At 74.6% G+C, this 23,801-nt stretch carries 20 protein-coding genes; 9 read left to right on the forward strand and 11 right to left on the reverse strand.

Annotation, left to right across the window (positions count from 1 at the left end; all coding sequences use genetic code 11):
• Positions 1–6 precede the first annotated feature (6 nt).
• From WMF14_RS11765 to WMF14_RS11785, 5 genes are read right to left on the reverse strand one after another with little or no spacing between them, the layout of a single operon-like run.
• Positions 7–1,590, reverse strand: coding sequence for an FHA domain-containing protein (locus WMF14_RS11765; protein WP_437804187.1), 1,584 nt, complete (start codon positions 1,588–1,590; stop codon positions 7–9).
• A complete protein-coding gene (locus WMF14_RS11770) occupies positions 1,590–2,684 on the reverse strand; it encodes a S1 family peptidase (protein ID WP_437800908.1) in 1,095 nt (364 codons plus the stop codon). Before WMF14_RS11770 ends, WMF14_RS11765 begins: the two co-directional genes overlap by 1 nt.
• Before the next feature lie 16 nt (positions 2,685–2,700).
• Positions 2,701–4,518, reverse strand: coding sequence for a Stp1/IreP family PP2C-type Ser/Thr phosphatase (locus WMF14_RS11775; protein WP_437800910.1), 1,818 nt, complete (start codon positions 4,516–4,518; stop codon positions 2,701–2,703).
• Complete coding sequence (locus tag WMF14_RS11780) at positions 4,515–6,521, reverse strand: FHA domain-containing protein (protein WP_437800912.1); 2,007 nt, start codon at positions 6,519–6,521, stop codon at positions 4,515–4,517. Before WMF14_RS11780 ends, WMF14_RS11775 begins: the two co-directional genes overlap by 4 nt.
• A gap of 38 nt (positions 6,522–6,559) precedes the next feature.
• On the reverse strand, positions 6,560–7,402 hold the full coding sequence (locus WMF14_RS11785; RefSeq protein WP_437800914.1) for a hypothetical protein: 843 nt from the start codon (positions 7,400–7,402) through the stop codon (positions 6,560–6,562).
• Positions 7,403–7,655: 253 nt separating this feature from the next.
• Here WMF14_RS11785 and WMF14_RS11790 point away from each other — a divergent pair, with 253 nt between their 5' ends.
• Positions 7,656–8,048 (forward strand): hypothetical protein, encoded by a 393-nt coding sequence (locus WMF14_RS11790; protein WP_437800916.1) that lies wholly within the window; start codon positions 7,656–7,658, stop codon positions 8,046–8,048.
• 46 nt (positions 8,049–8,094) lie between these two features.
• On the opposite strand, the gene WMF14_RS11795 is transcribed toward WMF14_RS11790, so the two are convergent.
• The 4 genes from WMF14_RS11795 to WMF14_RS11810 are packed head-to-tail and all read right to left on the reverse strand — an operon-like array spanning position 8,095 to position 12,431.
• Entirely contained in the window at positions 8,095–9,204 is a 1,110-nt protein-coding gene (locus WMF14_RS11795; RefSeq protein ID WP_437800918.1) for a tetratricopeptide repeat protein, read from the reverse strand.
• Positions 9,201–10,283, reverse strand: a complete 1,083-nt coding sequence (ltaE, locus tag WMF14_RS11800) for a low-specificity L-threonine aldolase (protein WP_437800920.1) — start codon at positions 10,281–10,283, stop codon at positions 9,201–9,203. The genes WMF14_RS11795 and ltaE overlap by 4 nt, the downstream gene beginning before the upstream one ends.
• A gap of 55 nt (positions 10,284–10,338) precedes the next feature.
• Complete coding sequence (locus WMF14_RS11805) at positions 10,339–11,913, reverse strand: GMC family oxidoreductase N-terminal domain-containing protein (RefSeq protein ID WP_437800922.1); 1,575 nt, start codon at positions 11,911–11,913, stop codon at positions 10,339–10,341.
• Entirely contained in the window at positions 11,910–12,431 is a 522-nt protein-coding gene (locus WMF14_RS11810) for a hypothetical protein (protein WP_437800923.1), read from the reverse strand. The genes WMF14_RS11805 and WMF14_RS11810 overlap by 4 nt, the downstream gene beginning before the upstream one ends.
• A gap of 279 nt (positions 12,432–12,710) precedes the next feature.
• Here WMF14_RS11810 and WMF14_RS11815 point away from each other — a divergent pair, with 279 nt between their 5' ends.
• From WMF14_RS11815 to WMF14_RS11850, 8 genes are all read left to right on the forward strand, one after another.
• A complete protein-coding gene (locus WMF14_RS11815) occupies positions 12,711–14,306 on the forward strand; it encodes a hypothetical protein (RefSeq protein WP_437800924.1) in 1,596 nt (531 codons plus the stop codon).
• A 336-nt stretch (positions 14,307–14,642) separates the two neighbouring features.
• Positions 14,643–15,185: a Spy/CpxP family protein refolding chaperone gene (locus WMF14_RS11820; protein ID WP_437800926.1), complete on the forward strand. Its 543-nt coding sequence runs from the start codon at positions 14,643–14,645 to the stop codon at positions 15,183–15,185.
• An 8-nt stretch (positions 15,186–15,193) separates the two neighbouring features.
• Positions 15,194–15,430 carry a hypothetical protein gene (locus WMF14_RS11825; protein WP_272101732.1) on the forward strand — a complete coding sequence of 79 codons (237 nt, stop codon included), beginning with the start codon at positions 15,194–15,196 and terminating at the stop codon, positions 15,428–15,430.
• A gap of 58 nt (positions 15,431–15,488) precedes the next feature.
• Positions 15,489–16,175 (forward strand): response regulator transcription factor, encoded by a 687-nt coding sequence (locus WMF14_RS11830; protein ID WP_272101733.1) that lies wholly within the window; start codon positions 15,489–15,491, stop codon positions 16,173–16,175.
• Positions 16,172–17,614 (forward strand): HAMP domain-containing sensor histidine kinase, encoded by a 1,443-nt coding sequence (locus WMF14_RS11835; protein ID WP_272101734.1) that lies wholly within the window; start codon positions 16,172–16,174, stop codon positions 17,612–17,614. The genes WMF14_RS11830 and WMF14_RS11835 overlap by 4 nt, the downstream gene beginning before the upstream one ends.
• A gap of 55 nt (positions 17,615–17,669) precedes the next feature.
• The gene (locus WMF14_RS11840) at positions 17,670–18,044 is read left to right on the forward strand and encodes a response regulator (protein ID WP_012234686.1); all 375 of its coding nucleotides are present in this window, start codon (positions 17,670–17,672) and stop codon (positions 18,042–18,044) included.
• Positions 18,045–18,170: 126 nt separating this feature from the next.
• Positions 18,171–19,301, forward strand: coding sequence for a hypothetical protein (locus WMF14_RS11845; protein ID WP_272101736.1), 1,131 nt, complete (start codon positions 18,171–18,173; stop codon positions 19,299–19,301).
• Positions 19,302–19,692: 391 nt separating this feature from the next.
• Positions 19,693–20,145 carry a hypothetical protein gene (locus WMF14_RS11850; RefSeq protein ID WP_437800929.1) on the forward strand — a complete coding sequence of 151 codons (453 nt, stop codon included), beginning with the start codon at positions 19,693–19,695 and terminating at the stop codon, positions 20,143–20,145.
• A 15-nt stretch (positions 20,146–20,160) separates the two neighbouring features.
• Here WMF14_RS11850 and WMF14_RS11855 read toward each other — a convergent pair whose 3' ends face one another.
• Positions 20,161–21,186: a hypothetical protein gene (locus WMF14_RS11855; RefSeq protein WP_437800931.1), complete on the reverse strand. Its 1,026-nt coding sequence runs from the start codon at positions 21,184–21,186 to the stop codon at positions 20,161–20,163.
• On the reverse strand, positions 21,183–23,801 hold the full coding sequence (locus WMF14_RS11860) for a Kelch repeat-containing protein (RefSeq protein ID WP_437800933.1): 2,619 nt from the start codon (positions 23,799–23,801) through the stop codon (positions 21,183–21,185). The genes WMF14_RS11855 and WMF14_RS11860 overlap by 4 nt, the downstream gene beginning before the upstream one ends.

The raw sequence follows: 23,801 nt of genomic DNA on the forward strand, positions 1-23,801 counted from the left end.
CGGGAGTCAGCGCAGGATGGCGTCGAGCAGGTCGATGCGCATCCCGAACTTGTAGGGGGAGGCCTTTACCACCTCCATCTTCTGGCCAGAGATCGTCTCGTCGTTGCCCTCGAGGTAACCGCCGGCGTTGATGCCGATGACCTTGCCCTGGCCGTTGAAGATGGGGCTCCCGTTCATGCCGCTCGTGCTGCGGGCGTCGTGCTGGATCAGCCATGCCTCCGCCGCGGGCGCGGGCCGGCCGTTCGCGCCCGTGATCCGGCCGATGTTGGCGGCGAGGAACGTGGCGACGGGGTTCGCGGTGTCCGTGAGCCGCTCCGGGAAGCCGATCAGGTACACGTCGTCGCCGGCGCCCGCCGCGGCGAGCTCCTCCCGCGTCGCGAGCTCGAGCACGGCGGCCGCGCGCCCCGCGATCGTCACGGTGCCGATGTCCGGGGTGAGCTGATCCGCGCTGTCGCGGTACTGCGGGTGCGTCCGCATGCCGGTCACGGCGAAGCTTATCTGGCCTCGGCCCTCGTTCTCGAGCGCCACGATCGCGCCGCCGCGGCGCTTGGCCGCGGTGATGCAGTGGGCGTTCGTCACGAGGACGGAGGGCCGCACCGCGAACGCCGTGCAGAACCCCTCGCGCCCGGCGGCGAGCATGAAGATCCCCTTCCTGGAGCGGTCGTGGAGGTTGCGCCCGAAGTTGGCGTTCGAGGGGTGGAGCGTCCCGAGGCGGCGCTCGATCTCCTTGCGCCGGGGGTCCTCCGGCGAGAGGCCCGCGAGCTCCTCCCGCAGCTGGCTGATCTCGTCGTGGGAGGAGCGGTTGTAGACGATGAGCGCGGCGAGGCTGGCGAGCGCGATCACGAGGAGCGCGGCCAGGATGTAGGTCGTGCGCCGCTGGCCTGCCGTCGCGGCGTGCACCTCCTTGTGGAGCATGGCGTTGATCTCGACGGTGCCGCGGGGCTTCGCGCGCCCCGTGGCGGCCGCGACGGCGGAGGAGATCATCATGGCGATCGTCCGCTCGCCGACCCGCCGCGCGCCGGCCGGCGGCGCGGCCGGGACGTGTCCATGGGAGGCGGCAGCGGGCGCGGGGTACGCGGCGGGCGCGGGGTACGCGGCGGGCGCGGGGTACGCAGCGGGCGCGGGGTACGCGGCGGGCGCGGGGTACGCAGCGGGCGCGGGGTAGCCCGCAGTAGGCACCGGGTACGCAGCGGGCGCCGGATGGCCCGTCACTGGCGCAGGGTAAGCCGCGGCGGGAGAGAGGTGAGGCGCCACGGCGTGCGCCGGCGGCGGACCCGACGTGCGGCGCTCGATGAGCTCCAGCCGCACCCGCGGGCCCTTGGCGCCGAACGTGATCTCGTCGCCCGACGCGATCGGGTGCCGCTTGATCCGCTGCCCGCCCGCGTAGGTCCCGTTGCGGCTGTCGAGGTCGTAGAGCACCCAGCCCGTCGTCTCGAGGCGCGCCTCGGCGTGGTGGCTGCTCGCGTCGCGATCGTGGTTCGGGTCGAAGACGACGTCGTTGTCCGGCGCTCGACCGAAGCGCACCGCGCGCCGGTCGTGGAGCTCCACAGACCCGGCGTTGCGCCCGAACGTGTGTACGACGCGCAGCATCACGGCGCGGGGACCCCCTTCAGCAGATCAATCCGCATCCCGATGCGGAACGGCGAGCTCTGCGTCACCGTCGCCTTCCGGCCGTCGATGGTGACGTCGTCCTCGTCGTCGATGTGCGCCGCGTGGATGCCGATGACGTGCCCGTACTGGTTGAAGATGGGGCTCCCGCTGTTGCCCCCGCGCGTGACCGCGTCGTGCTGGATCAGGACGGCGCGGTCCGGCGTCGTCGCCTCCTCGTCGATGCCGGTCACGCGCCCGATGCGGCCCTGCAGGAACGTCGCCGAGGGGCTCAGCGGGTCCATCAGGCGACCAGGGAAGCCGATGACGTAGGCGTCGTCGCCCGGCCCGATGGCCCGCAGCTCGGCGTCGTTCGCGAGCTTCACCGTGTGCGTCGCCTTGCCGGTTATCCGGAGCAGGGCGACGTCCGGCGAGCCGGCGCCCGCCTGCCCCGGCTTGTACGCCGGGTGGGCCGACATCGCGACGATGGGGAAGCGGATCTTCCCCATCGAGTCGTTCTGCGTAACGATCGAGGTGCCGCCGCGGGCGCGGCAGTCGCGGACGCAGTGAGCGTTCGTCGCGAGCAGATCGGGCGCGATGGCGAACGCCGAGCAGCAACCGCCGATGCGGTTGTCCACCTTGTAGCCCATCACGTAGAGCGCCAGCCTGTTCTGCTCGAAGATGGCGCGCCCCGAGAGTACCTGCTCCGGGATCGCGCCCGACGGGCGCGCCGCGGGCGCGATCCCGAGGCCGACCTCGCGCGCCAGCGCGTCGGCCGCCCGGCGCGACCTGTACGTGACCACGGACGCCACCGCCACGGCGACGAGCGCCGCGGCGACGCCCAGCCCGAGGAGCAGGTTGTGGCGCGACACCTTGCGCCTCGCGTCGTCCGCCTTGGCGCGCACGAGCGCGAGCGCCTTCTCCTCGCGCCGCATCGCCTGCACGACGGCATCCTTGACGATGCGCTGCGCGGTCTCGACGTCGACGCGGCCGTCCGCGTCGGGGCGCCCGGGGGGCCACTCTTCCTGCGGGGCGGCCGGCGTCTGCCGGCCGCGCTTGTCGTTGCTGCGCAGCATCGCGGTGGAAGGCGCGCGCACGTGCGCCGCGCGAACCCTAACGAAGCAGGTAGTAGCCGGCGATGGTAACGCACGCGACGGCGCTCACGATCATCAAGATCACCAGCCACTGCGGCGCGCCGTCGGTCGGGATCATGATCGGCTCGTCGCCCTGGACGGGCGCGCGGGCGTTGCGCTCGTCCAGCGCGTCGTCGGCCGGCAGCGGCGAGGCGACGTGGTCGTAGTCGTCCCCGTCGTCGTCCACGTCGCTGTCGGCGCTGCTGCTGAGCCACGACTTCGGCGAGGGGGGGCGCTGCGAGATCTTCTTCTCGTCGAGCTCCTTCACCTTGCGCGCCGGCTCGGACGCGGCGGCGTTCTGCGCCAAGAGGTGCTCGGGCAGCGCGTACTTCTGGTAGCGGAGGTCCTCGATGTCCTCGGCCTCCGGCGGCGCGAGCCCGTCGCCGTCGAACTTCGCGACCACCACCGTGATGTTGTCGTGCCCGCCGGCCTGGTTGGCCCGATCCGTCAGCACCTTGCAGGCCTCGATCGGATCGTCGACGGTCCGCAGCACCTCGCGGATCTCCTCGTTCCGCACCATGCCCGAGAGCCCGTCGGAACAGAGCATCAGCGTGTCGCCCCGCCTGAGCTCCACGAAGGTGAGGTCGACCTGCACCGAGTCCGCGGTGCCGAGCGCCTGGAGGATGATGTTGTTGTGCTCGAAGGTCTCGGCCTCCTCCTCGGTGAGCTGGCCCGCCTCGATGAGCTGGTTCACGAGCGACTGGTCGCGCGTCACCTGCACGAGCCGATCGCCGCGGAGGACGTACGCGCGGCTGTCGCCGACCTGCCCGAGGAACAGGTGATCGTCCATGAGCGCGGCGATGGTCGAGGTGGTCCCCATCCCTCGCCGGGTCCGATCGAGCTTCGCCTCGCTGAAGATCCGGAGGCCCGCCGCCTCGATCGACTGCACCAGCCGCGCCGCGAGCTCGTCGTGGTTCTCCGGGGGACCGGCGGCGCTCATCCGCTGGTAGATGATGTCGACCGCGAGCTGGCTCGCGACCTCGCCGGCCGCGGCGCCGCCCATGCCGTCGCACACGCCGAGCAGGGCGCCCCGCTCGCCGACGACCTGGTAGCGGTCCATCTCCATCAGGCCGCGGCTCGCGTTCGTGAGATCCGCGACGATGAAGTTGTCCTCGTTGTGCTCGCGGACCTGGCCCACGTCGGTGCGGCCGAACAGCCGCAGCACGACCTCGGGGCGGCGCGGCTCGTCGGGCGGTGTCGCCGCGCCGTCCATGCCGTCGGGGCGCTGCCCGCCCTCGTCCGGCTCGCCGGCTCCCGGCGCCTCGCCCGCGAAGCGCCCGGCCGCGCCGCCGCCATGGGCGGCCTCCGCGGCGGGGGTCTCGTCGAGCGCGCCGTCGTACGACGCAGCCGCGAGCGAGGCGTGCGCTTGAGCGGCTGCCGGCGGCGCGTCGGGGGTCACCGCGTCTCCGAGGTCGTCCGACCGGGTCGTGCTTCCATCCGCGTCTTCCTCGCGTGACCCGCCCGCGGTGAGCCGCACCCGCGGCGGTGGAGGGAGCTTCCGCCCGACCTTCTCCGGGCTCGATGCGCTGGGCGCCTTCACGGGCTTCACGGCGATGCCAGCCTTCTGCGCGGCGTTCGCGGCCGGACGCGTCTTGGGCGGCGGGGGCTTCCAGTTCACGGGCTTGCCTGCTTCCACAGACCCCGCCTTGCCGGGCTCGAGCGACGCGGCGCCGTGCGGGGAGTCATGAAGCGCCTTGCCGGCGTGGCTGCTCGAGTCGGTTCCTGCCGAGGCTGCGCCGGGGAGCCCCTCGACTTCCAGCGCCTCGGTCGGCGTTTCGCGGACGGTCTGGTCGCTCATCGGGTGAGATCCACGCGGAACAGGTGCTGCCCGATGCGCACGAAGTCGCGATCGAGGAGGCTGACGTCCTCGCGGATGGCGACGTAGGTCCCGTTCGACGAGTCCAGGTCGCTGAGCGTGAACTCCCCCGTGGCCGGGTTCCTCCGGATGGCGGCGTGGCGTCGCGAGAGGAACGGATCGGCCGTGAATACGATGTCTCCCGTCTCCCGTCCGATCACCGTCTCATCCCGGTAGAGGTGGTACACGTCCCGCATCACGCCCTCCACCGTCCGCTGGCAGAGTCTCGCCCGGCGGTGGATGGCGGGCGAGCCAAACAGCAACGTTCCATGCTGGATGGCATGGCCGAGGCCTCGCTCGCCGTCGTTCACGGTCTGAAACTGTAACACCTCGAGGCCCAGGAGGAGCAAGTCGCCATCTCGGAGGGCGTGCGTCTTCCGGATGCGAAGGTAGATGCGGTTGACGCTGCCCAGGTCACGGAGAACCCAGGACCCTTCCTGCGGAATGATCCGCGCGTGCCGCGGCGAGACGTACTGGTCGTCCTCCAGGAGGATCTCCCCCTCGGTGCGGCCGATGTCGATCTGCGGGCCGGCGAGGGGGAAGCTCTTTCCCTCGGTCCCGTCTTCGACGATCACGATGAGCTTGCCCTCGGGCGCTCGGGTCGGCTGGGTGTCGGCCGGAACCCACGCCGGCGGGCGAGCCGAGAGGGACGCGCGCAGCGGAGCGAGCGGCTGCTGGGAGGGCGGAGGCGCGCTGCCCGTCTCGGTCGAGAGCGGCCCGGCGGGCTCGGCAGCATGCGGGGGCCGCTGCGGGTCGCGCCGGGCGTCCGGGGCGAGCGCGGGCGCTGGCTGCGGGCGGTCGGTGGCGGGTCTGGCGGGGCGCTCGGAGGCGGGCCGCTCGCCCTCGAGGGGCGCGCCGCAGTACTTGCAGAACCGCGTGCCCGCCAGGCACTGACCGCGACAGCGCGCGCACTCGACCGGCGGGACGGGCGCCCGCTGCGAGGACGCGATGTCGACGACCGGCGAGCCGACGATCTTGTCGGCGCTGCTCCCGCTGGCCGCGGGCGGGGTCAGCCGCGCCGGGGGCAGGGCGACCGGTGGCAGCGGGGGCGGAGGCGGCCTGGCCGGCGCGCCGCCCCGTTGCTGCGCGTCTCCGGCGCCGGAGCGCTCGTCGCGGGCCGCCGGCGGCGCGGCCTCCGCCGGAGTTGCGTGCCGGGGCGTGACGTGCGTGACGTGCGTGACGTCGTCGAGACCTCGCGCGGTCGTCCCGATCTCCTCGTGCGGCGGGGGCGCCATGTACGGCGCGCCAGGGGAGAGCGCGGCGCCTGGCTCGCCGCGCTCTCCCCTGGCGCGCTTCGACACCTGGCTCACCGGCTGTGGAGCGCCCGCCGCCGCTCCGCCATCCTTCCTGTTCAGCGGCGCGCCGCACGTCACGCAGAAGCGGTAGCCCGGAGGGTTCTCCCCGCTGCAGTTCGGGCAGGAGAGCCCCAGGATCGCGTCGGTGATCGAGGGCGTCGCGGGAGGCGCGGGCGCGTCGCCCCGCTCGGTGACCTTCGGCGCTTGCAGGGCTGGCACCATCTGGATCGCGCTGTCCAGCGCGCCGGCAGCCGGCGTCGCGGCGCCCTCGCGCGCCGGGCGCGATGCGCCCTCCGCGCGGCCGTGCGCCGCCGGCATCGCCGGTTCCGTCCTCGCCGAGTTGAGCGGGCTGAAGGAGAACACGGGCGCCTCCGGGCGAAGGCGCCCCGGCGCGCCGCGAGGCCCCGGCGGCCTGGCGACCGCGCGGGCGTCGTTCGCGGGCGGCGGCGTCTCGGCCTGTGCAGGCGCGGGCAGGGCCGGGAGCGACACCTGCGGCAAGCCGCTCGGCGGCGTCGGCGGGACGACCCGCGCCTCTCGAGCCTTCAGCCGCCGACCGCAATCCTGACAGAACGTCAGATCGCCAGCGTTGTCGCGACCGCACACATCGCAGATCACGCTGCCGAGGGGACCGCGGAGCGACGGTCGAGTCAAGTAGCCGGTGCGTTCTCTCGAGCGGACAGGGGAACCGCTCAGCGCCGGCCGACCTCGGTCCGCACCTCGAGGAGGAGCTCGAAGCCGACGAATTGCGCGATGGCGGTGGCCCGCTGGTAGTTCGCCGTGTCCCTCCAGCCAGCGAGCAGCACCGGCCGGTACACGCAGCTGACGCCGAGCACCGCGCGGCGCGAGACCTCCAGCTCGACCCCGACGCCGCCGAAGATGAGCGCGCCGCCCGTCTCGACGCCCCACTCGTTCCCGTAGGCGACGCCGCCGATCCCGGCGGAAAAGTACGGAGCCGCCCGGTAGCCGATGTCTGGCAGGTACCTCATCTCGGCCCGCAGCTGCTGGAAGATTCCAAGCCGGTAGAGGTTGCTCGAGTCCATCTTGGTGAACTGGTACGCGCCGCCGAAGTACCAGGGGCCCGGCGAGCGGTATCCGCCGCGGATCGCGAGCCCGCCTCCGCTGCCCAGGATGCACGCGTAGAGGGGCCCCGAGCGCGGGCATGCAGCGCCCGGATCGAGGCTCATCTCCGCCACGAGGGCGACGCCGTACTGCACGTACTCGACGTGCAGCGGCGGCGGTCGGGAGGCGAGCTCGACGCGCGGCTTGACGGCGAGCGATGGCTCCTGCTCGGCGGCGGTCTCGTCCCCCGCCGCGTGGAGCGGCGCGCTCCCGGTGGGCGGGGCGCGGCCGTCCTCGGCCCCTTCGCCCGGGCCTCCTCCCGTCCGGCCGCCGGCGGGAGCGCCTGGCGCGGCGCCGTGGAGGGCGCCCTCGGCCTGGGGGTGCGGAGGCGCGGCCCGCGCTGTCAAGGACAGCAGGGCGCCGGCCGCGATGATCGCGGCCGAGAGCGCGCCGGGCGGAGATCGCAAACGCACGAGTTGTTTGAGATACGCGAGAGATCTGCCGCCGGCAACGCTCCTCCGCCGCGCGGGCGCTGGCGGCGTGCCCGCGCCGACCTCCGACGTGGGCGAGCGCGTGGCCGCCTGGGGCAGCTCCGCGCCCCGCGGCGTCCCGGCCGCGCCCCCAGGAAAAGACGCGACGGAGGGGGGAGGCGAGCGGTCTCTTGAAGCTCGACACCATACGCCGCTTGACGGCAGCTGCGAGGGTCGCCTAAACGAAGCCACCTTCATGGAGATTCACCTCGACAAGCGTGCCGTAAAGCAGATCCGCCTCTCTGCGGCGGATGCCGTTGAGGAAGGCGACACCGAAGCGCTGCGCGAGGACGTCCTCGAGGCGTTCTCGGAGGAGCAGGTCGAAGAGATCGAGCGTCGTCTGGACAGCGGTGATTTTTTTGAGTTCTTGACCGACGTGCTCGACGAGTGGGGGGGCGACGACGTGGACGAGCTCTTCGAGCTCCTCGAGACCCAGCTCGGCGACATCGGCATCGATCTGAAGTACGAGCCGCGCGAGGACGACGACGACCTCGATGAGGCCGACGACGAGGACCTCGCCGACGACGAGGACGAAGACGACGACGACGACGACGCCGAGCTGGAGCCCGCGGACGACGAGGACGACTGAGCGCGGTCGGCGCGCCGCGGCGACCGCGCCGCGCGGCGTCCCCGCGTCAAGGGTCCTTCCGTTCGTCGAGCTCGCGGAGGATGTAGTCCGCGCACGGGCGAGGCGCCGCCGGGAGCGACGGACATATCGCGTGCGCGCAGCGCGCGTAGCGTGATTCTGGGAGCTCCCGGGCGATCCGGGCTGCGGTGGCGCACGCCTCCTTGCTCCGGCCATCCTCGCGCCACAGCTTCGCCTCGGCCCAGAGCGCGTCGTCGCGCAGGATGGACGCGGGGTGGTCCGTATAGAGCTTGTGCAGCTCGCGGCGCGCGGCCGCGCGATCGCCGAGCGCGTCGCGGTAGAGGCGCGCGATCTCGAGCTGCGCGTCGTCGAACTTCCCGCGGTCGTAGCTGCCGGTGACGGCCGGCTCGCGCGCGGAGAGCATCTCCCTCAGGTAGCCGATGGCCTCCTCGGGGCGCCCGAGGGACGCGGCGAGCTCCGCCGCGTGGAACAGGGCGTCGTCCGTCAAGCTGCCGACGGGGTACGGGTGCGCGCGCGCGGCGGCGACGAGCGCGCGCAGCGCGGCCTCGCGATCGCCGCTCCGCTCCAGGAGGAGCGCGGTGTGGTAGGCGACGTCCTGATCGAGCTCCGTCCCGCGGAGCGCGGGGCCGCGCTGCCGCAGCCACGCGAGCGCGCCCGCCGCGCCGGCGCGCTCCTCTTCGCGCCGGATGAGCCGCTTCAGCGCGTTGCGCGCGAGCCCGTGCGACGGGTGGCGGAGCGTCGCCGTCAGCAGCATCGCGTAGCCCGCGTCCGCGTCGCCGTGCTCGATCGCGAGATCGGCGAGCTCGAACTCCGCGCGCTCCGAGCGCGGCCCGCGCGGCGAGTCGGCGAGCAGCCGCTCGTACGACGCGCGCGCCTCGCCCCAGGACTCCTCACGCTCGAACGAGCGCGCCTGCATGAGGCGCGCCTCGTCGCGGTCCTTCACGCGCAGCGCCTGCGACGCGGCGTCGTCGAACGAGCGGGCCGCCTCGCGGTAGCGCCCCGCGTGGTAGGCGCGCTCGCCGGCGGTCATCGCGGCGAGGTAGGCGTCGCCGAGCGCCGGCGCGCACGCAGGGCCGAGCAGCGCGGCGATCGCGAGGGCGATCGCCGGCGCGGGGGCGTTCGTGCGGCGGCCGCTCATGCGCGCGCGCCCTCGGCGCCGCGATCGCGCGGCTGCGCCAGCACCTCGGCGAGCGCCTCGGCGAGGGCGCTCGCCGCGGGCGCGACCTGCTCCGGCGCGAGATCGAGGTGGGTCACGGCGCGGACGGCGCTCCGGCCCGTCGCCCCCACGAGCACGCCGCGCCGTCGCGCGGCCTCGACGAGCCGCTCGGCCGGGATGCCGGGCGTCTCGATGTAGAGGATGTTCGTCTCGGGCTCCTCGATCGTCGCGGGCGCCGCCGCGTGGAGCGCCGCCGCGCGCATCGCCCGCGCGATGGCGCGCGCGGCCTCGTGGTCCTCGGCGATCCGGCCCTGGTGGTGCGCGAGCGCGTACAGGGCGGCGGCCGCGAGCACGCCGGCCTGCCGCATGCCGCCGCCGAGCATCTTCCGGAAGCGCAGCGCGGCGCGGACCACGTCGGCGCTGCCGCACAGCGCGGAGCCGACGGGCGCGCCGAGGCCCTTCGAGAAGCAGACGCTCACCGTGTCGAACGGCGCGGCGAGCTCGGCGGGCGTCCGGCCGGCGGCGACCGCCGCGTTCCAGAGGCGCGCCCCGTCGAGGTGCAGCGCGAGCCCGTGCGCGCGCGCGACCGACGCGATGGCGAGCACGTCCTCCTGCGGAAAGACCCGGCCGCCCGCGCGGTTGTGGGTGTTCTCGATCGCGACGAGGCGCGTGCGCGGGAGGTAGTACTGCGGCGGCTTGATCGCGTCCTCGACGTCGGCCGCCGTGAACAGGCCGCCGCGCCCGGCGAAGGCGAACTGCACGCCGCTCCAGGCGGGGGCGGCGCCGCTCTCGTAGAACGCGCAGTGCGCGCCCTCGCCCACGATCACCTCGTCGCCGCGCTGGGTGTGGCAGAGGAGCGCGATCTGGTTGCCCATCGTCCCGCTCGGCACGAACAGCGCGGCCTCCTTGCCCGTGAGCTCCGCGACGCGCTCCTCGAGCGCCCGCACGGTGGGGTCCTCCCGGTACACGTCGTCGCCGACCTCGGCCGCGGCCATGGCGGCGCGCATGGCCGCGGTCGGTCGGGTCACGGTGTCGGAGCGGAGATCGATCGTCGCTTGCATCCTGGAACCTCGGCTGTCGGCGTCGGCCGACGTTGTAGCACCGCGCCGCGCCCCTCTACGCGGGGCTCGCCGCCGCGAGCCGCGGGAACCGCTCGGCCATCCGCCACGCGATGCGCGTCGCCATCGCCATGATCGGCACCTGGGAGTTCACGCCGATGCTCGTGGGGAGGATCGAGCCGTCGGCGACGAAGAGCCCCGGCAGCGCGAAGCACTCGCCGCTCTGATCGACGATCCCGCGCCGCGGATCGTTCGCCACCCGCGCGCTCCCGAGCGGGTGGAACGCCATGCACTCGATGCGGCGCGCGTCGATGGGAGCGCGCTCGGCGGCGCGCGCGGCGTCCATCGACGTGACCGGCGGCGCGCCGAGCAGCGCGGTGTAGACCTCGCGCGCGCCGGCGGCGAGCGCCATCTCGCTGAGGATCGTGATGGAACGGCGGAGCCGCGCGAGGTCCCGCGGCGCCATCGCGTAAGAGACGAGCGGCTCCCGGCCGGGGCCGGGGCGGACGCGGCCGCCGCCCTCGTCGTGGATCATGGCGCCGAAGACGGCGCAGCGCGACAGCGCGGAGGCCCGCCGCCGCAGCGCGGACCCGACGCCTGGCAGGCCCGCCGCGAGCACGTTCACCGCCGAGTAGACGCCGACGAGCTTGATCCCCTCGGCGTCGAAGTGGTCGGAGTAGACGCTCTGGAGCGCGCCGTCCCAGCCGTTCAGCGCGTCGTCGAACCGCGCGACCACGCGCACCGCGGGGTGCAGCGTCACGCCGTCGCCGAGCCCGGAGCTCGCCCCGAACGCGCCCGTCGCGCGGAGGAGCAGCGGCGTGTGCAGCGTGCCGCACGCGGCGACCACGGCCTTCGCGCGCACCCGGAAGCGGCGCGGCGGGGCGCCGGGCTCGCCGCCGAGCAGCCTCCCCTCGACGCCGACGGCGCGCCCGCGCTTCACGGCGATCCGCTCGACCAGCGCGTCGGCGACCACGCGCGCGCCTCGCGCTGTCGCCGACGGCAGGTAGGCGACGTCGACCGAGCGCTTCGCCCCGGCGGGGCAGGTGAAGTTGCACCGGCCGTTGCCCTCGCACGCGCCGCCGGTGTTGCGGCGGAGCGGGCGCATCGGGATGCCGAGCCGCCTCGCGCCCTCGACGAGCCGCGCCGTCGAGGCGGAGCGCAGCGCCTCGGGGACCTCGCGGACCTCCAGCCGCTGCTCGACGCTCTCGTACGCCGCCTCGAGGGCGCGCTCCGAGAGCTCGTCGAGGCCGAGGTCGCGCGTCCATCGCGCGTGGACGCTGCCCGGGATGCGGAAGCAGACCCCGCCGGTCACCACCGACGATCCGCCGACGGCGCGCCCCAGGGTGAGCGAGATCATCGGCGTCTGGCCGACGCCGAGCGCGGTGAACAGCCCGGCCTCGCGGAACAGCCGCCGCACCGACTCGCTGGGCTTCCAGCGCTGGTAGTCGTCAGGGCGAACGTGGGGGCCCTCCTCCAGCACGATCACGCGCCGCCCCGCCTCGGCGAGCAGCGCCGCGACGACCGCGCCGCCGGCGCCGGAGCCGACCACGACGACGTCGCATGGCTCGTCGAACCCCGCCGGCAGGTCGCGCCCGCTGACGATCGGCTCGCTCGACGCGATGCCGCCGTTCACGCGCGGCCCCCGGCGCCGAGCCCGGGCAGCCTGCGCCGCGCCGCGGTGCTCTCGCGGTCGAAGCCCGTCAGCGCGAGCTCCGCGCCCTCCTCGAAGGCGGCCATGCACATCGGCACCTTGAAGGCGAGGAGCAGCATCGCGAGGAGCCCGGAGCGGCTCGACTCGAGCGCCTCCAGGTACGCGAGCCGCCGGCCGAGCGAGAGCCGGCTCATCCGGCCGAAGGCGCCGATCACGAAGGGCGGCAAGAGCTCGAGGCAGACGGCCAGCAGCCCGAAAGCGCGCCGGGTCTCGGGGGTGCCGTGCTCGAGCGAGAGATCCAGCGCGGCGACCGCGCGCTCGCACACCTCGGCGCCCGGCGGGGCGAGCTCCCCGCGCTCGTCCTCGTCGCAGAGCATCGCCTCGGCGGCGGCCCACGCGACGCGTCGCGCCCACGGCGAGAGCCCGCGCCCGCCGCGCTCCCACAGCTCGACCCCTCGCGCGGCGCGCTCGGGCGCGCCCCTTCCCCCGTCCTCGTGCATGGCCGCGAGAGCCTAGCCCGGATCGACGCAGCGCCGAGGCCCAAGGCGGCGCGCGGCGTGGTCGGGTGATCCCGGGCGCTTGGCCCGGCCACGCGGATGGGCTGTTCGCGTGGCATTGCAGAACGACATCCTGACGGTCCGCTGAAGGCGCGCGCCGTGTCGCGTCGAGCGCGGCGCCGCGGCGCGTAGATCGCTCTTCGCGGACGCGCGTGGGCTGGCTGTCCGCCGCGGATCCGGTTCTGGTATTGAGCAGTGCGGCCGGGGGAGCACGGAGGAACCATGGCGGAGCGATCGCTGCAGCACCGGGATCCCGAGAGCAAGGATGACGAGACGCTGAGGAGAGAGGCGCGCGTGCACCTCGCGAGCGAGCCGGCGCTGCAGCTCGTGGCCGAGCTGATCGCGCGGCTGCGCGAGCTCGATCTGCCGTGGTGGACGCCGGTCAAGCTGCGCGAGCAGTTCGGCGCGGTCGAGCGGATGGGCTGGTTCCGCGAGCGGAGCGACGTGCGCCAGCAGATCACGACGTCCCTCACCGGCCTCTCGCCCAAGGCCGCCCGCCGCAAGACGCCCGACTTCCAGGGCGCGCTCATCGACTCCGTCATCGACGAGAGCGACATCACCCCGCGCGCGTTCGAGGACGCGTTCGATCCGCGCGATCTCGCTGTGTACGGCCCGGCCGGCGGCTACTGGCAGTTCTTCCGGGACTCGGTGCCGTGGGATCAGGACACGCCGCAGCTCCAGGAGATCGTCGCGTGGCTGCTCAAGGCGCTGCTCGCGGATCGCAGCCCGTTCGAGGGCATCGGCAGGACGCCGATCCTGACGCCGTGGGACGTGCGCACGGCGATCGACGGTCGGCTGTGGCAGACCCGCATCCCGCTCGAGATCCGCGTCGCCATCGACAACGCGCGGCTCAAGCAGGAGCGCGAGCGCCCGGGCGTGCCGTTCCACGCCGACGGTGAGCTCGCGATCGCCGGGCCGGACGTCATCGCCGCGAACATCCCGCCGCGCGACATCCTCCCCGTGGTGCAGCTCGCGCAGAAGGCGATGCGCTTCGATGGGCCGCGGGCCGCCACGCCGAAGGGGGCGGCGCCGGTGGAGCTCTCGTCCGGCCGCGGCGGCGCGCCCGCTGCCGCGCCGCCGGGCGGCGCGGCGTCCGCATCGGCGCCGGGGGCCTCTGCTCCCGTCCCATCCAACGGCGGTCCCGTGTCGAAGCCGGCGGTGTCGGCGTCCGGCGGGCCCGTGTCGGCGCCGGCCCCCGTGTCGTCCGGCGGCGGGCCCGTGTCGGCGCCTGCCTCCGGCTCGCCCGGCGGCGCGCCCGACGCGGGTCAGGCCGGCAAGGCCGCGAGCGCCGCGCCCTCCGGGGCGTCCGGCTCGCCGCCGGGAGGCCTCGCGGCGTCGGTGAGCAGCCCGCCGGCCGGCTCCCCCGCGGGGCCGAAGGCCGGCGGCAGCGTCACGCCGCCGAGCGCGATCGCCGCCAGGCCGCCCGCCGCTGCGGGCGCCGCCGCGGCGTCGGTGTCGCTGCAGGGGGGTGAGCCGTCGCGCAGCAGGCTCCCGAGCGACCCTGGCACCTCGTCGGCCCGCGCATCGACGCCGCCCCCTCCGGCGGTGCGCGCGTCGACGCCGCCCCCGCCCCCGGCGCCGCGCGCATCGACGCCGCCCCCGCCCCCGGCGGTGCGCGCCTCGACGCCTCCTGCGCCGAGCGCCTCGCCGGCCGGGGCCAAGGTCGAGTCGCTCGACGACCTCGAAGAGGAGGAAGACGACGACGGCGGAGAAGGCGGCGCACCCGAGAGCGAGCGCACGAATCCGTGGGCGACGTCGGGCGACGGGAAATCCAAGGACGACCTCGACGACATCGGCGACGTCGAGTCGGTGAAGTAGGGCCGCCGGAGCGCGAAGCGCCGTCCGCGAGTGGATGGCGCGCCGCTCCGCACCCGCTGGGCGCGCCGCTCTGCAGCTGGGCGCGCCGCTCCGCACCAGCCGGGCGCGCCGCTCCGTCATGGGGCCGCGCTGCCCGCGGCGATCTTCATGCTTCTTCACACACGCTCCTGAACATCCTTCACACGCGCTGCGCAGCTTCGAGGTGTCCCGGAGCCGCGCGTCTGCGGCTCCGGTCGTTGCTGCCCGGGGCGGCGCCCGCGTTCGGACGAGCCGAAGCCGCGCGCACATGCCCCGTGCACGGATCGACGGCGGAGACGCTCACGGAGGGTACTCATCATGTTCGGATTCGTGGTTGGAACGGCCTGTCTGATAGGCCTCTTCATGACGCTGAAGCGCGGCTACAGGGGGGACTGCGGTGCGCCCTGGGGCGCTGGATCGCGCTTCTTCGGGCGGCGCGGCTTCGGGGGGCACGGCTTCCGCCGTCGCTTCTTCCTGTCCTTCCTCTTCGATCGGCTCGGCACCACGCCGACGCAGGAGAAGGTCATCGTCGCGGCCATCGACGAGCTCCGCTCCGCCGCAGAGGCCCAGCGGAGCGAGATCCGCGGCACGCGCGCGGACGTCGCTGCGGCGATGCGGAGCCCGAGCTTCGACGAGACGCGCCTCGGCGAGCTCTTCGCGCGCCACGACACGGCCATCGAGTCGCTGCGCAAGGCCGCGGTCGGCGCGCTCGCGAAGGTCCACGCCGTGCTCGAGGACCGCCAGCGCGAGCAGCTCGCCGATCTCATCGAGATCGGGCCGGCCGCGTTCCGCGACATGTGGTCCGGCAGGGCCGGGTGGCGCGGCGACGATCCCTACAGGACCCACGGCCGGTGGGCGTGAAGGAGACGATGATGCGACGCCAGATCACCATCGCGCTGCTCGCGCTCGGCACCGTCGCCGGCTTCGCCTCCGGCTTCTCCTCGCTGCGCTGCCGGGCGGAGGCCCGCCGCGACGCCTTCCAGCGCCACGTCGCGTCCATCTGCGTGGACGCCGCGCGGGAGGCCGAGCGCTCCTGGCCGCGGAGCGCCCCGCGCGCGGCCCACGCGCCCGCGGCGGCCGACCCCGACACCGGCGCCGGTCCCTGAGCTATACAAGGGGTGAGCGGCGGCCGGTCGCCGCCGCACCTGCCCCCCGGATCCTTCCATGGCGCTGCGGCTCCTGCTCATCGACGACGACACACGGCTCCACGCCTTGCTCGCGAGCTACCTCGAGCAGAACGGGTTCGCGGTGACCGTCGCGTGCGACGGCGCGCGCGGCCTGGCGGCGCTCGCCGCGGGCACCTTCGACGCCGTCCTGCTCGACGTGATGATGCCGGGCATGGACGGCATCGAGGTCGTCCGCCGCATCCGGCAGAAGAGCTCGATGCCGATCCTCATGCTCACCGCCCGCGGCGACGAGGCCGATCGCGTGGTCGGCCTCGAGATCGGCGCCGACGACTACATCGCGAAGCCCTTCAGCCCGCGCGAGCTGCTCGCGCGCCTCCGCGCGGTGCTCCGGCGGGCCACGCCCGACGCCGCCGGCGAGCGGATCGTGGCCGGCGACATCGCCATCGACGTGCCCGGCCGCGTCGTCACCGTCTCGGGCAAGCCCGCCGATCTCACCGGCATCGAGTTCGACATCCTCGTCGCCCTCGCGCGGCGCGCCGGCCGCGTCGTCGCCCGCGAGGCGCTCCTCGAGGAGGCCGGCCGCGGCGACGTCAACGTCGGCGGGCGGACGGTCGACGTGCACATCTCGCACCTGCGGCAGAAGCTGTCCGACGACCCGAGGTCGCCAAGGCTCATCAAGACGGTGCGCGGCGTCGGCTACGTGCTCGCCAAGGACCGCGTGTGAGGAGGCGGTACCGGTCCTGGCTCTACGAGAACGGGCGCAAGGTCTCGATCGGCCGCTTCCTGAGCGCGCGGCTGCACCGCCGGCTCTTCATGTGGTTCGGCGCGACCATCCTGATCACCGCGCTCGCCGCGGTCGCCACGATGGGGGCCATCGATCGCGTCGGCAACTCCGGCTGGCGGCGCGAGCACGCCCGCGCCCAGTCGTTCGTGGCCCACGAGTTCGAGCGGGTATGGGCCGATCCCGCGGCCCGCGACGCCCTCGCCCGCGGGTTCGCCGAGGATCTCGAGATCGACCTGGAGCTCATCGACGCGACAGGGCGGCGGCTCGCGAGGTACGGCCAGCCCTGCCGGGCGCAGACCCTGGTCTCCCCGGTCCGCGACGAAGCAGGGCCGCTCGGCTCCGTGCTCCTCTGCCCCGCGCGCGGCCGCTCCGGCGGGTCGCTCCGGTTCGCCCTGCCGCTGCTCGCCGTGGCCATCGTCATGTGGGGGGCCTCCGGCCTCATCGCGCGCCGCCTCGCCCGCCCGCTCGTCGATCTGGCCCACGTCGCCCACGAGATCGGCGCCGGCAAGCTGTCGAGCCGGGTCCGGCTCGACTGCCACGGGCAGCAGGGCGAGGTCGGGATCGTCGCCGAGGCGGTCAACGACATGGCCGCGCGCATCGAGCGCCAGCTCGCCGACCAGAGAGAGCTCCTCGCCGCCGTGTCGCACGAGCTCCGTACGCCGCTCGCCCGCATCCGCCTGCTGACGGAGATGGCCCGCGAGGGCAACGGACCGAGCGCCTGCGTGCTCGACGACCTCGACCGCGAGGTCATGGAGATCGACGCGCTCGTCGGCGACCTCCTGGCCAGCTCGCGCCTCGATTTCGCGGCCCTCACCGTGACCCGCCTCGACCCGGCCGAGGCCGGGATCCGCGCCCTGGAGCGCGCCGGGCTGGATCCGACGCTGCTGGAGGTCGTCGAGGGGACGCCGGCGTTCCAGGTGGACGCGACGCTGCTGGCGCGCGCCCTCGCCAACTTGCTGGAGAACGCGCGCGCGCACGCCGGCGGGGCCGAGCGGTTGAGGGTCCGTCCCGGCGGCCAGCGTAGCGTCGTCTTCGAGGTCGAGGACCGCGGGCCCGGGTTCGCGGAGGGAGAGGAGACGCGCATCTTCGAGCCGTTCTTCCGGCGCGAGCGGGCGGCGGGCGGCGAGAGCGGCGCCGAGCGCGGCTCGCTCGGCCTCGGCCTGGCGCTGTGCAAGCGCATCGCGGAGGCGCACGGGGGCCGCGCGTTCGCCGAGCGCCGCGAGGGCGGCGGGGCGCGCATCGGCATCGAGCTCGCGCTGCGTCCGCCGACCAGCGCCGCGCGCCCACAGCGACGCGACAGGGAAGCAACCGGAGCAGGCGCAGGCGGAGCCAACTTGGCGGGCCGAGCAGACACGGACGCCCGCCCTCGCCGCGCGTAGCGTTCCCGCTTGACCGCGCGATGGGGCGGGTGCAACGCTCCCCGTGCTCGCGACCATGCGAATCCTCCTCTGCGAAGATCAGGACGCGATCCGGCGCATGATCGAGGCGCTGGTCGGAGCGAGTGGTCACGAGGTGATCGGCGTGGGCACCGGCCGCGAGGCGGTGGAGCGCGCCTTGACCGAGCCCTTCGACGTGCTGCTGCTCGACCTGATGCTGCCCGGGAGCATGGATGGCTTCGAGGTCTGCGAGCGCCTCCGCGCGCACCCGGGCACCTCCAGCCTCCCCATCATCGTGATCAGCGCCCTCGACGATCACGAGGCGCGCGCCCGCGCCTTGAAGCTCGGCGCGACCGCCTACTACGCCAAGCCGTTCCGGCCCCTCGAGCTCCTGGAGCACATCGGCGGGCTCAAGGCCGCGCGGCGCGCCTGAAGCGGCGGCCCCGCCTCGACGGAAGCCGTCCGGCGCGACGCGCGACGCGCGACGCAACGGAGCGCTGGAAGATGGCGCCCGTTTTGACTACACCCGGCCGTCATGGACACTCGGTGGCGCTGGGTCATGGCTTCGACGCTCGCGGCGGTCGCCCTCTCGGGGCTCGCGGGCTGCGAGGGGGAAAAGAGCAAGGCGCAGGTCGCCGCCGACGCCGGCGCGCTCGACGCCGGCCCGGCGCTGCCGGTCGTCGGCGGCAAGCTCGGCGCGGAGCTCGCGGAGGCGGCGTCGGGCAGCACCGAGAAGCAGGGGCCAGCGGCGGGCGGCCCGGCGGATGGACCGCCGGAGAGCGGCGTGTTCTCGGCGTCCGACGCGGCCGCCGCGCTCCCGAAGGACGTGCCTTACAAGATCGAGGTCATCAGCGACGGCAGCGAGCCGCGGACCAGGCTCGCCGCGAAGCCCGACCCGAAATCCGAGCAGAAGCTCGACATCACGCTCGGGCTGCGCCTCGGCGGGCCGCAGGGGCTGCCGAACCTGGAGCTCGGCGTGAGCTTCAAGGCGGAGAAGCCGGCGGACGCGCCCAAGGAGGGCGCAGCCGCGCCCGCGGCGAGCGCGGCTCCGACGAAGGTGATCGCGAAGATCGCGTCGGCGACGCTCGCCTCGATGTCGGTCGGCGGCCCGCCGAAGCAGCTCTCGGACGCGCTCGCGAGGCTGAAGGGGAGCGCGCTGCGGTACGAGCTCTCGCCGGCGAACGTGGTCAGTAACCTCCAGCTCGAGCTCTCCAAGGACGCCGATCCAGGGCTCCAGCCGCTGATCGGCGCGCTCGGGGAGGCCATCGCGCTCCTCACGCCGCCGCTCCCGGACAAGCCCGTCGGCGCAGGCGCCTACTGGATGGTCACCGATCGCGTGGTGGCGTCGGGCGCGCAGCTGCCGGTGCTGCGGTACCGGGTCTTCAAGATCGAGAAGGTGGAGGGGGGCGCCGTCTCGCTCAGCGTGGACACCCGCCAGTACGCGGAAGGGGCCGACCTCAAGCTGCCGGGCCCGAACGGGGAGATCACGATGACCATCGACCGGCTCGACTCCTCGGGCAAGGGCACGCTCACCTGGTCGCCGTCGAGCTTCGCGCCAGGCGTGGCCGACGCCTCGCAGCGGCTCCAGGCATTGCTTGTGCCGCCCGGCGCCACCGCCCAGCAGGCCGCGCAGCGCAGCGTGGCCCAGGTGGAGCTCTCCGCGAAGTTCGCACCGCCGGCAGCGCCGTAGCGCCGGTCCGCTGGGCGAGGGCGGCAGCTCTCGCCAGCGCCACGCCCTGCCGCCCGGGGCACACGGAGCGGCTCTCGCGCATCGGGCGGTGTGAGCGCATCGCCCTGGCGGCTGTGCACTAAGGTGCGGGCGTTCGCGCCTGCATCTCCCGCCGCGCAGCCGTGCCGCCTTCCAGGACGCAGGTGTGCGTCCCGGTCGCTGCCCGCGAGCCATGGAAACCATGGCAGCCGCGACCAACCCTGGAGCGGCGCCGCGGTGCAGGGGGTGTTGGCTAATCCCGTGCATGAGCGCCCGTGCGGGGAGGCGTGACGGCTGTCCGACCCGGCTGCCAGAAGCGGGTGAGCAGACCGAGCCACGGTGCAGACGCATGGCGTACGGGTGCGAGCGGAACATGCGCGGGTGCAGCCTCGAGGCCTACATCGAGGAGCCGGGCCTCACGGAAGGGCAGCGCCGGCGGCTGCGGCTGTTCCAGACGGTGGAGGAGGCCGTGAGCCGTCGCGTGGAGCGGCTGTGCACGTCCAGCGAGATCGAGGTGACGGACGCGGCGATCCTCGTCGTGTCCCCCGCCGCGCGCCGGGCGCTGTTCCGGATCGACGCGCGGGGCAGCGCGGAGGCGCCGGGCGCGAGCGTCATCGTCGACCATCGAGCGCGGCTCCACGAGTTCCTGCACGCCGTGCTGCCGCCCACGGACGAGGCGCCGTTCGATCCGTACGTCGACCTGCTCGCGCCGTCTCCGCCCCAGTGCGTCCGCGTGCTCATCGTGGACGAGGACTCGCTCACGGTCCTGAATTACGGCGCGTTCGTCGTGGTGAACCTCGACCGCAGGGAGATGCCGAAGGCCTAGCTCCCGTATCGGAGATCAGAAGCGCACGGTGAGGCGGAACGGGTCGAGGGCGGCGCGCGGCGGGGGCTGCTTGCGCGGGGCGCCGGCGGGATCGCGGTCGAAGATCATCACGAGCGCGCCGACGCCCGCCGCGAGGAGGCCGGCGCCCACGACGATGTCGCCCGCGAGCGCCTGGGCGCGCGCGGCGTCGGCGGCGTCCCCGTCCCGCGTCGGCGCGTCCGACGCGCTCGCGACCCCGAGCAGCCCGATGGCCGCGCCGGCCGCCGCGGTGGTCAGACCGCCGGCGAGCAACACGATCGGCACCACGTGGCTCTGCGCAGCGTCGGGCGCGGAGCTCGGCGGGGCGCCGCGCAGGACCGGTCTGGCCGGAGCGCCGCTCGCTGGAGCGCTCGCCGGAGCGCTCGTCGAGGACACCCGCGGCCCGGCGGGCGCTGCCGGCGGGACGACCTCGCGCTCGAGGCTCAGCACGACGACGGCTCGGCTCCCCGGCGCCGCCGCGACGCTCCGCTCCGCCTCGCGGTAGCCCGGCGCGCTCGCGGTCACCGTGTGATCCCCCGGGTTGACCGGGCGCGGGCGATCGAGCGCCGCCGCGGGCACCACGACGCCGTCGATCTTCACCTCGAGGCCGGCGGCGTCGCCCGGGGAGAGCCGCAGCTCGAGCGCCGCCACCTTGCGCTCGAGCTCCTGGATCGCCTGCCGCGCGAGCTTCTCGTACCCCTTCGTCGCCTGCGCGGAAGGCTCGACGAGGAACGCGCGGAAGTTCTCGAGCGCCTCGACGAGCTGCCCCGTCTGCTGCTGGGCCACCCCGAGGCTGTAGAGGGTGATCGGCGCGCGCTTGATCGCGAGCGAGCGCTCGTACCGCTCCCGCGCCTGCTCCCAGCGGCCCTGCCTGGCGAGCTCGGAGGCCTCGATGAAGATCTCGCGCGCGACGGCGACGTCGGCCGCGCTCTGGGCCGCGGCGGGCGCGGGCGCGCCGAGCATCGCGGCCGCGACGAGGAGCGCCAGGACGCCCGAGAGCGCGCGCGTCCGTCGCGGCGTCACGGCCTGAACCGCTCCCCCTCGGGCACCAGCGAGGGCCCGTCGAGCCCGGACCACAAGATCAGCTCGGTCCCCGTCCACACGCCCACGCCGAAGGTGTGCTGCTTGCTCGCGGCCGACATGCTCGCTCCCCACGCTGCCATCATCGGATCGTACAGCTTCCCGTCTCGCCTGAACGTCAGGCCGCTCCGCCCGCCGGCGATGAGGGCGTGCGCGCCGGTCCACCCGGTCCAGCCGGTGCGCCGCTCGGCGCGGCTGCGATCCGAGGGGGCGCCCTTGTCGTCGATCCCGCGCCACGCGTCGGCCGCCGGATCGTAGATCGCGCCGCTCTTGCGGGCGTTGCCGTCCTGGTCCTGCCCGCCCCAGATGAGGAGCCGATCGCCCATCCAGACCGCGAACGCATCGGTCCTCGGGCTCGGCGCGTCGGCGCTGGGCAGCGACCGCCACACGTCGGTCGTGGGGTTGTAGGCGTACCCCTCGTTCGTTGTCGCGTCGCCGGCTCGCCCGCCGAAGACGTAGAGCTCCGTGCCCGACCAGGCCCACGCGACGCCCTCGCGCGCGGGGGCCGCGCCGGCGCTGGAGGCCGGCGTCCATGCGTCGGCGACCGGGTTGTAGAGCCCGCCGCCGGCGACCGGGGCGCCGCCCGCGGAGCCGCCCCAGATCAGGAGGCGCGTGCCGGTCCACACGCCGATCGGCATCCGCCGCGCCGCGGGGGCGTTCGTGGTGCTCATCGCGCGCCATGTCCGCGCCGCTGGGTCGTACACGCCGCCGGTGGACAGGCCGAACAAGCTCGTGAACGAGCCGCCGCCCCAGACGAGCACCCGGGAGCCCGTCCACGCCGCGGCCGCGAGCACGCGCGGCGAGGGGGCGCCCTCGTTGCCCAGCGTCGACCACGTGTCGCGCGCCGGATCGTAGAGCGCCCCGTCGCCCACGTCCCCGGCCGACGTGCGGCCGCCCCACAGGAAGAGCGCGCTCCCGATCCAGGTCGCCGCGGCCATCTGCCGCGGCGCGGGCGCGCCGAGCCTCGTCATCGGGGCCCACTCGGGCGTGCACGTGCCGGCGCGGCACTCGCGCCCGCTCAGGCAGGCGTTCCCGCACGCGCCGCAGTGCTCGGCCGAGCCCAGGCTGACGCACTTGCCATCGCAGGCCACGAGGCCGCCTCCGCACGGCGCGATGCAGGCGCCGCCGGAGCAGATGTCGCCCCCGCTGCAGTCCGCGCTTGTGCAGCACTGGCGGCACGCGACGAGGCTGCAGCACTGCTCTCCGTCGGCGCAGCCCGTGCTCTTGCACCTCGCGCCGCCGTCTTCGCACACGTCGGCGGTGCAGCCGTCGCCGTCCGAGCAGTCCTCGTCCGAGCAGCAGGCGCGGCAGGCCGCGCCGCAGTCGTGCGGCGTGAGCGCCCCGCACGCGCACGCGCCGGAGGCGCACACGGCGCCCGGCTTGCAGGCGGTGGCGCACGCGCCGCAGTGCCGCGGGTCCCTCGTGAGATCGGACTCGCAGCCCGGGGCGACCGGGTCGCAGTCGGCGAAGCCCTCGTCGCACACCAGCTCGCCTCGGTCGCAGCGCTGGTGCGGCCCCGCGGCGACGCCGCACGCGCCGCAGTGGAACGGGCTGACCTGCGTGTCGACGCACGAGGCGTCGCACGCGGCGAGGCCGGGGGCGCAGCCGGCGGCGCACGCCGCGCCGTCGCAGTAGGCCTTGTCCGGCGCGCACCGCACGTCGCACGCTCCGCAGGTCGTCGGGTCGATGCCGATCGCCTCGCAGCCAGGCGCGCCGTCGCAGTCGAGGCGCCCGCTCGCGCAGGCGCAGCCGCTGCGGCCATCGCAGATCATGCCGGCCGCGCACGTATCCCCGCAGCTCCGGCAGTCCGCCTCTGTCCCGAGCGTGGCCTCGCAGCCGTCGTCGGGCGCGCCGTTGCAGTCGGCGTATCCCGGAGCGCACCCGCACACGCCGGCCTGACACGCCATGTTCGGCCCGCAGGTGACGCCGCAGGCGCCGCAGTTCGCGGGATCCGAGGAGCCGTCGATCTCGCACCCCGTGTCGTGGAGGTTGTCGCAGTCGAGGAGCGGCGGCGCGCAGGCGCACTGCCCCGCGTCGCAGATGGCGCCCGAGGGGCAACGGAGCGAGCAACCGCCGCAGCGCTCGGGATCGCTCGTGAGATCGACCTCGCAGCCGTTGGTGACGACGTTCCCGTCGCAGTTGTCGAAGCCGAAGACGCACTCGGACGAGCAGTGGCCGCCCACGCAGAGGGTGTTCGGGCACGCCGCGCCGCACGCGCCGCAGTGCGAGGGATCGTTCAGCACGCTGGTGCACGACCCGCCGCAGCACGACTCCCCGTCGCCGCACGCGTTGCCGCAGGCGCCGCAGTGCTCCCGGTCCGTGTCCAGCGCGACGCACGTACCGCCGCAGCAGGCGCCGTCCGGGCAGTCGGGCGCGCAGCCGCCGCCCGTCGAGGTCGCGTCCTGCCCGCCCTCGGAGGGTTTGTCGGAGAGGGCGCTCTCCGCGAGCAGCGAGCAGGCGCCGGTGAGCACGGCCAGCGCGAGCAGCAGCGGCCAGCGCGCGCCGGCCGTGGACCTTCCATGTCGCGCCTCGCGCGCGGGGCTTTCCTGGGAAGACAT

Origin of the sequence: Sorangium sp. So ce693 (genome assembly GCF_051521375.1) — a bacterium.
In the GTDB taxonomy this organism is placed as follows: domain Bacteria; phylum Myxococcota_A; class Polyangia; order Polyangiales; family Polyangiaceae; genus Sorangium; species Sorangium atrum.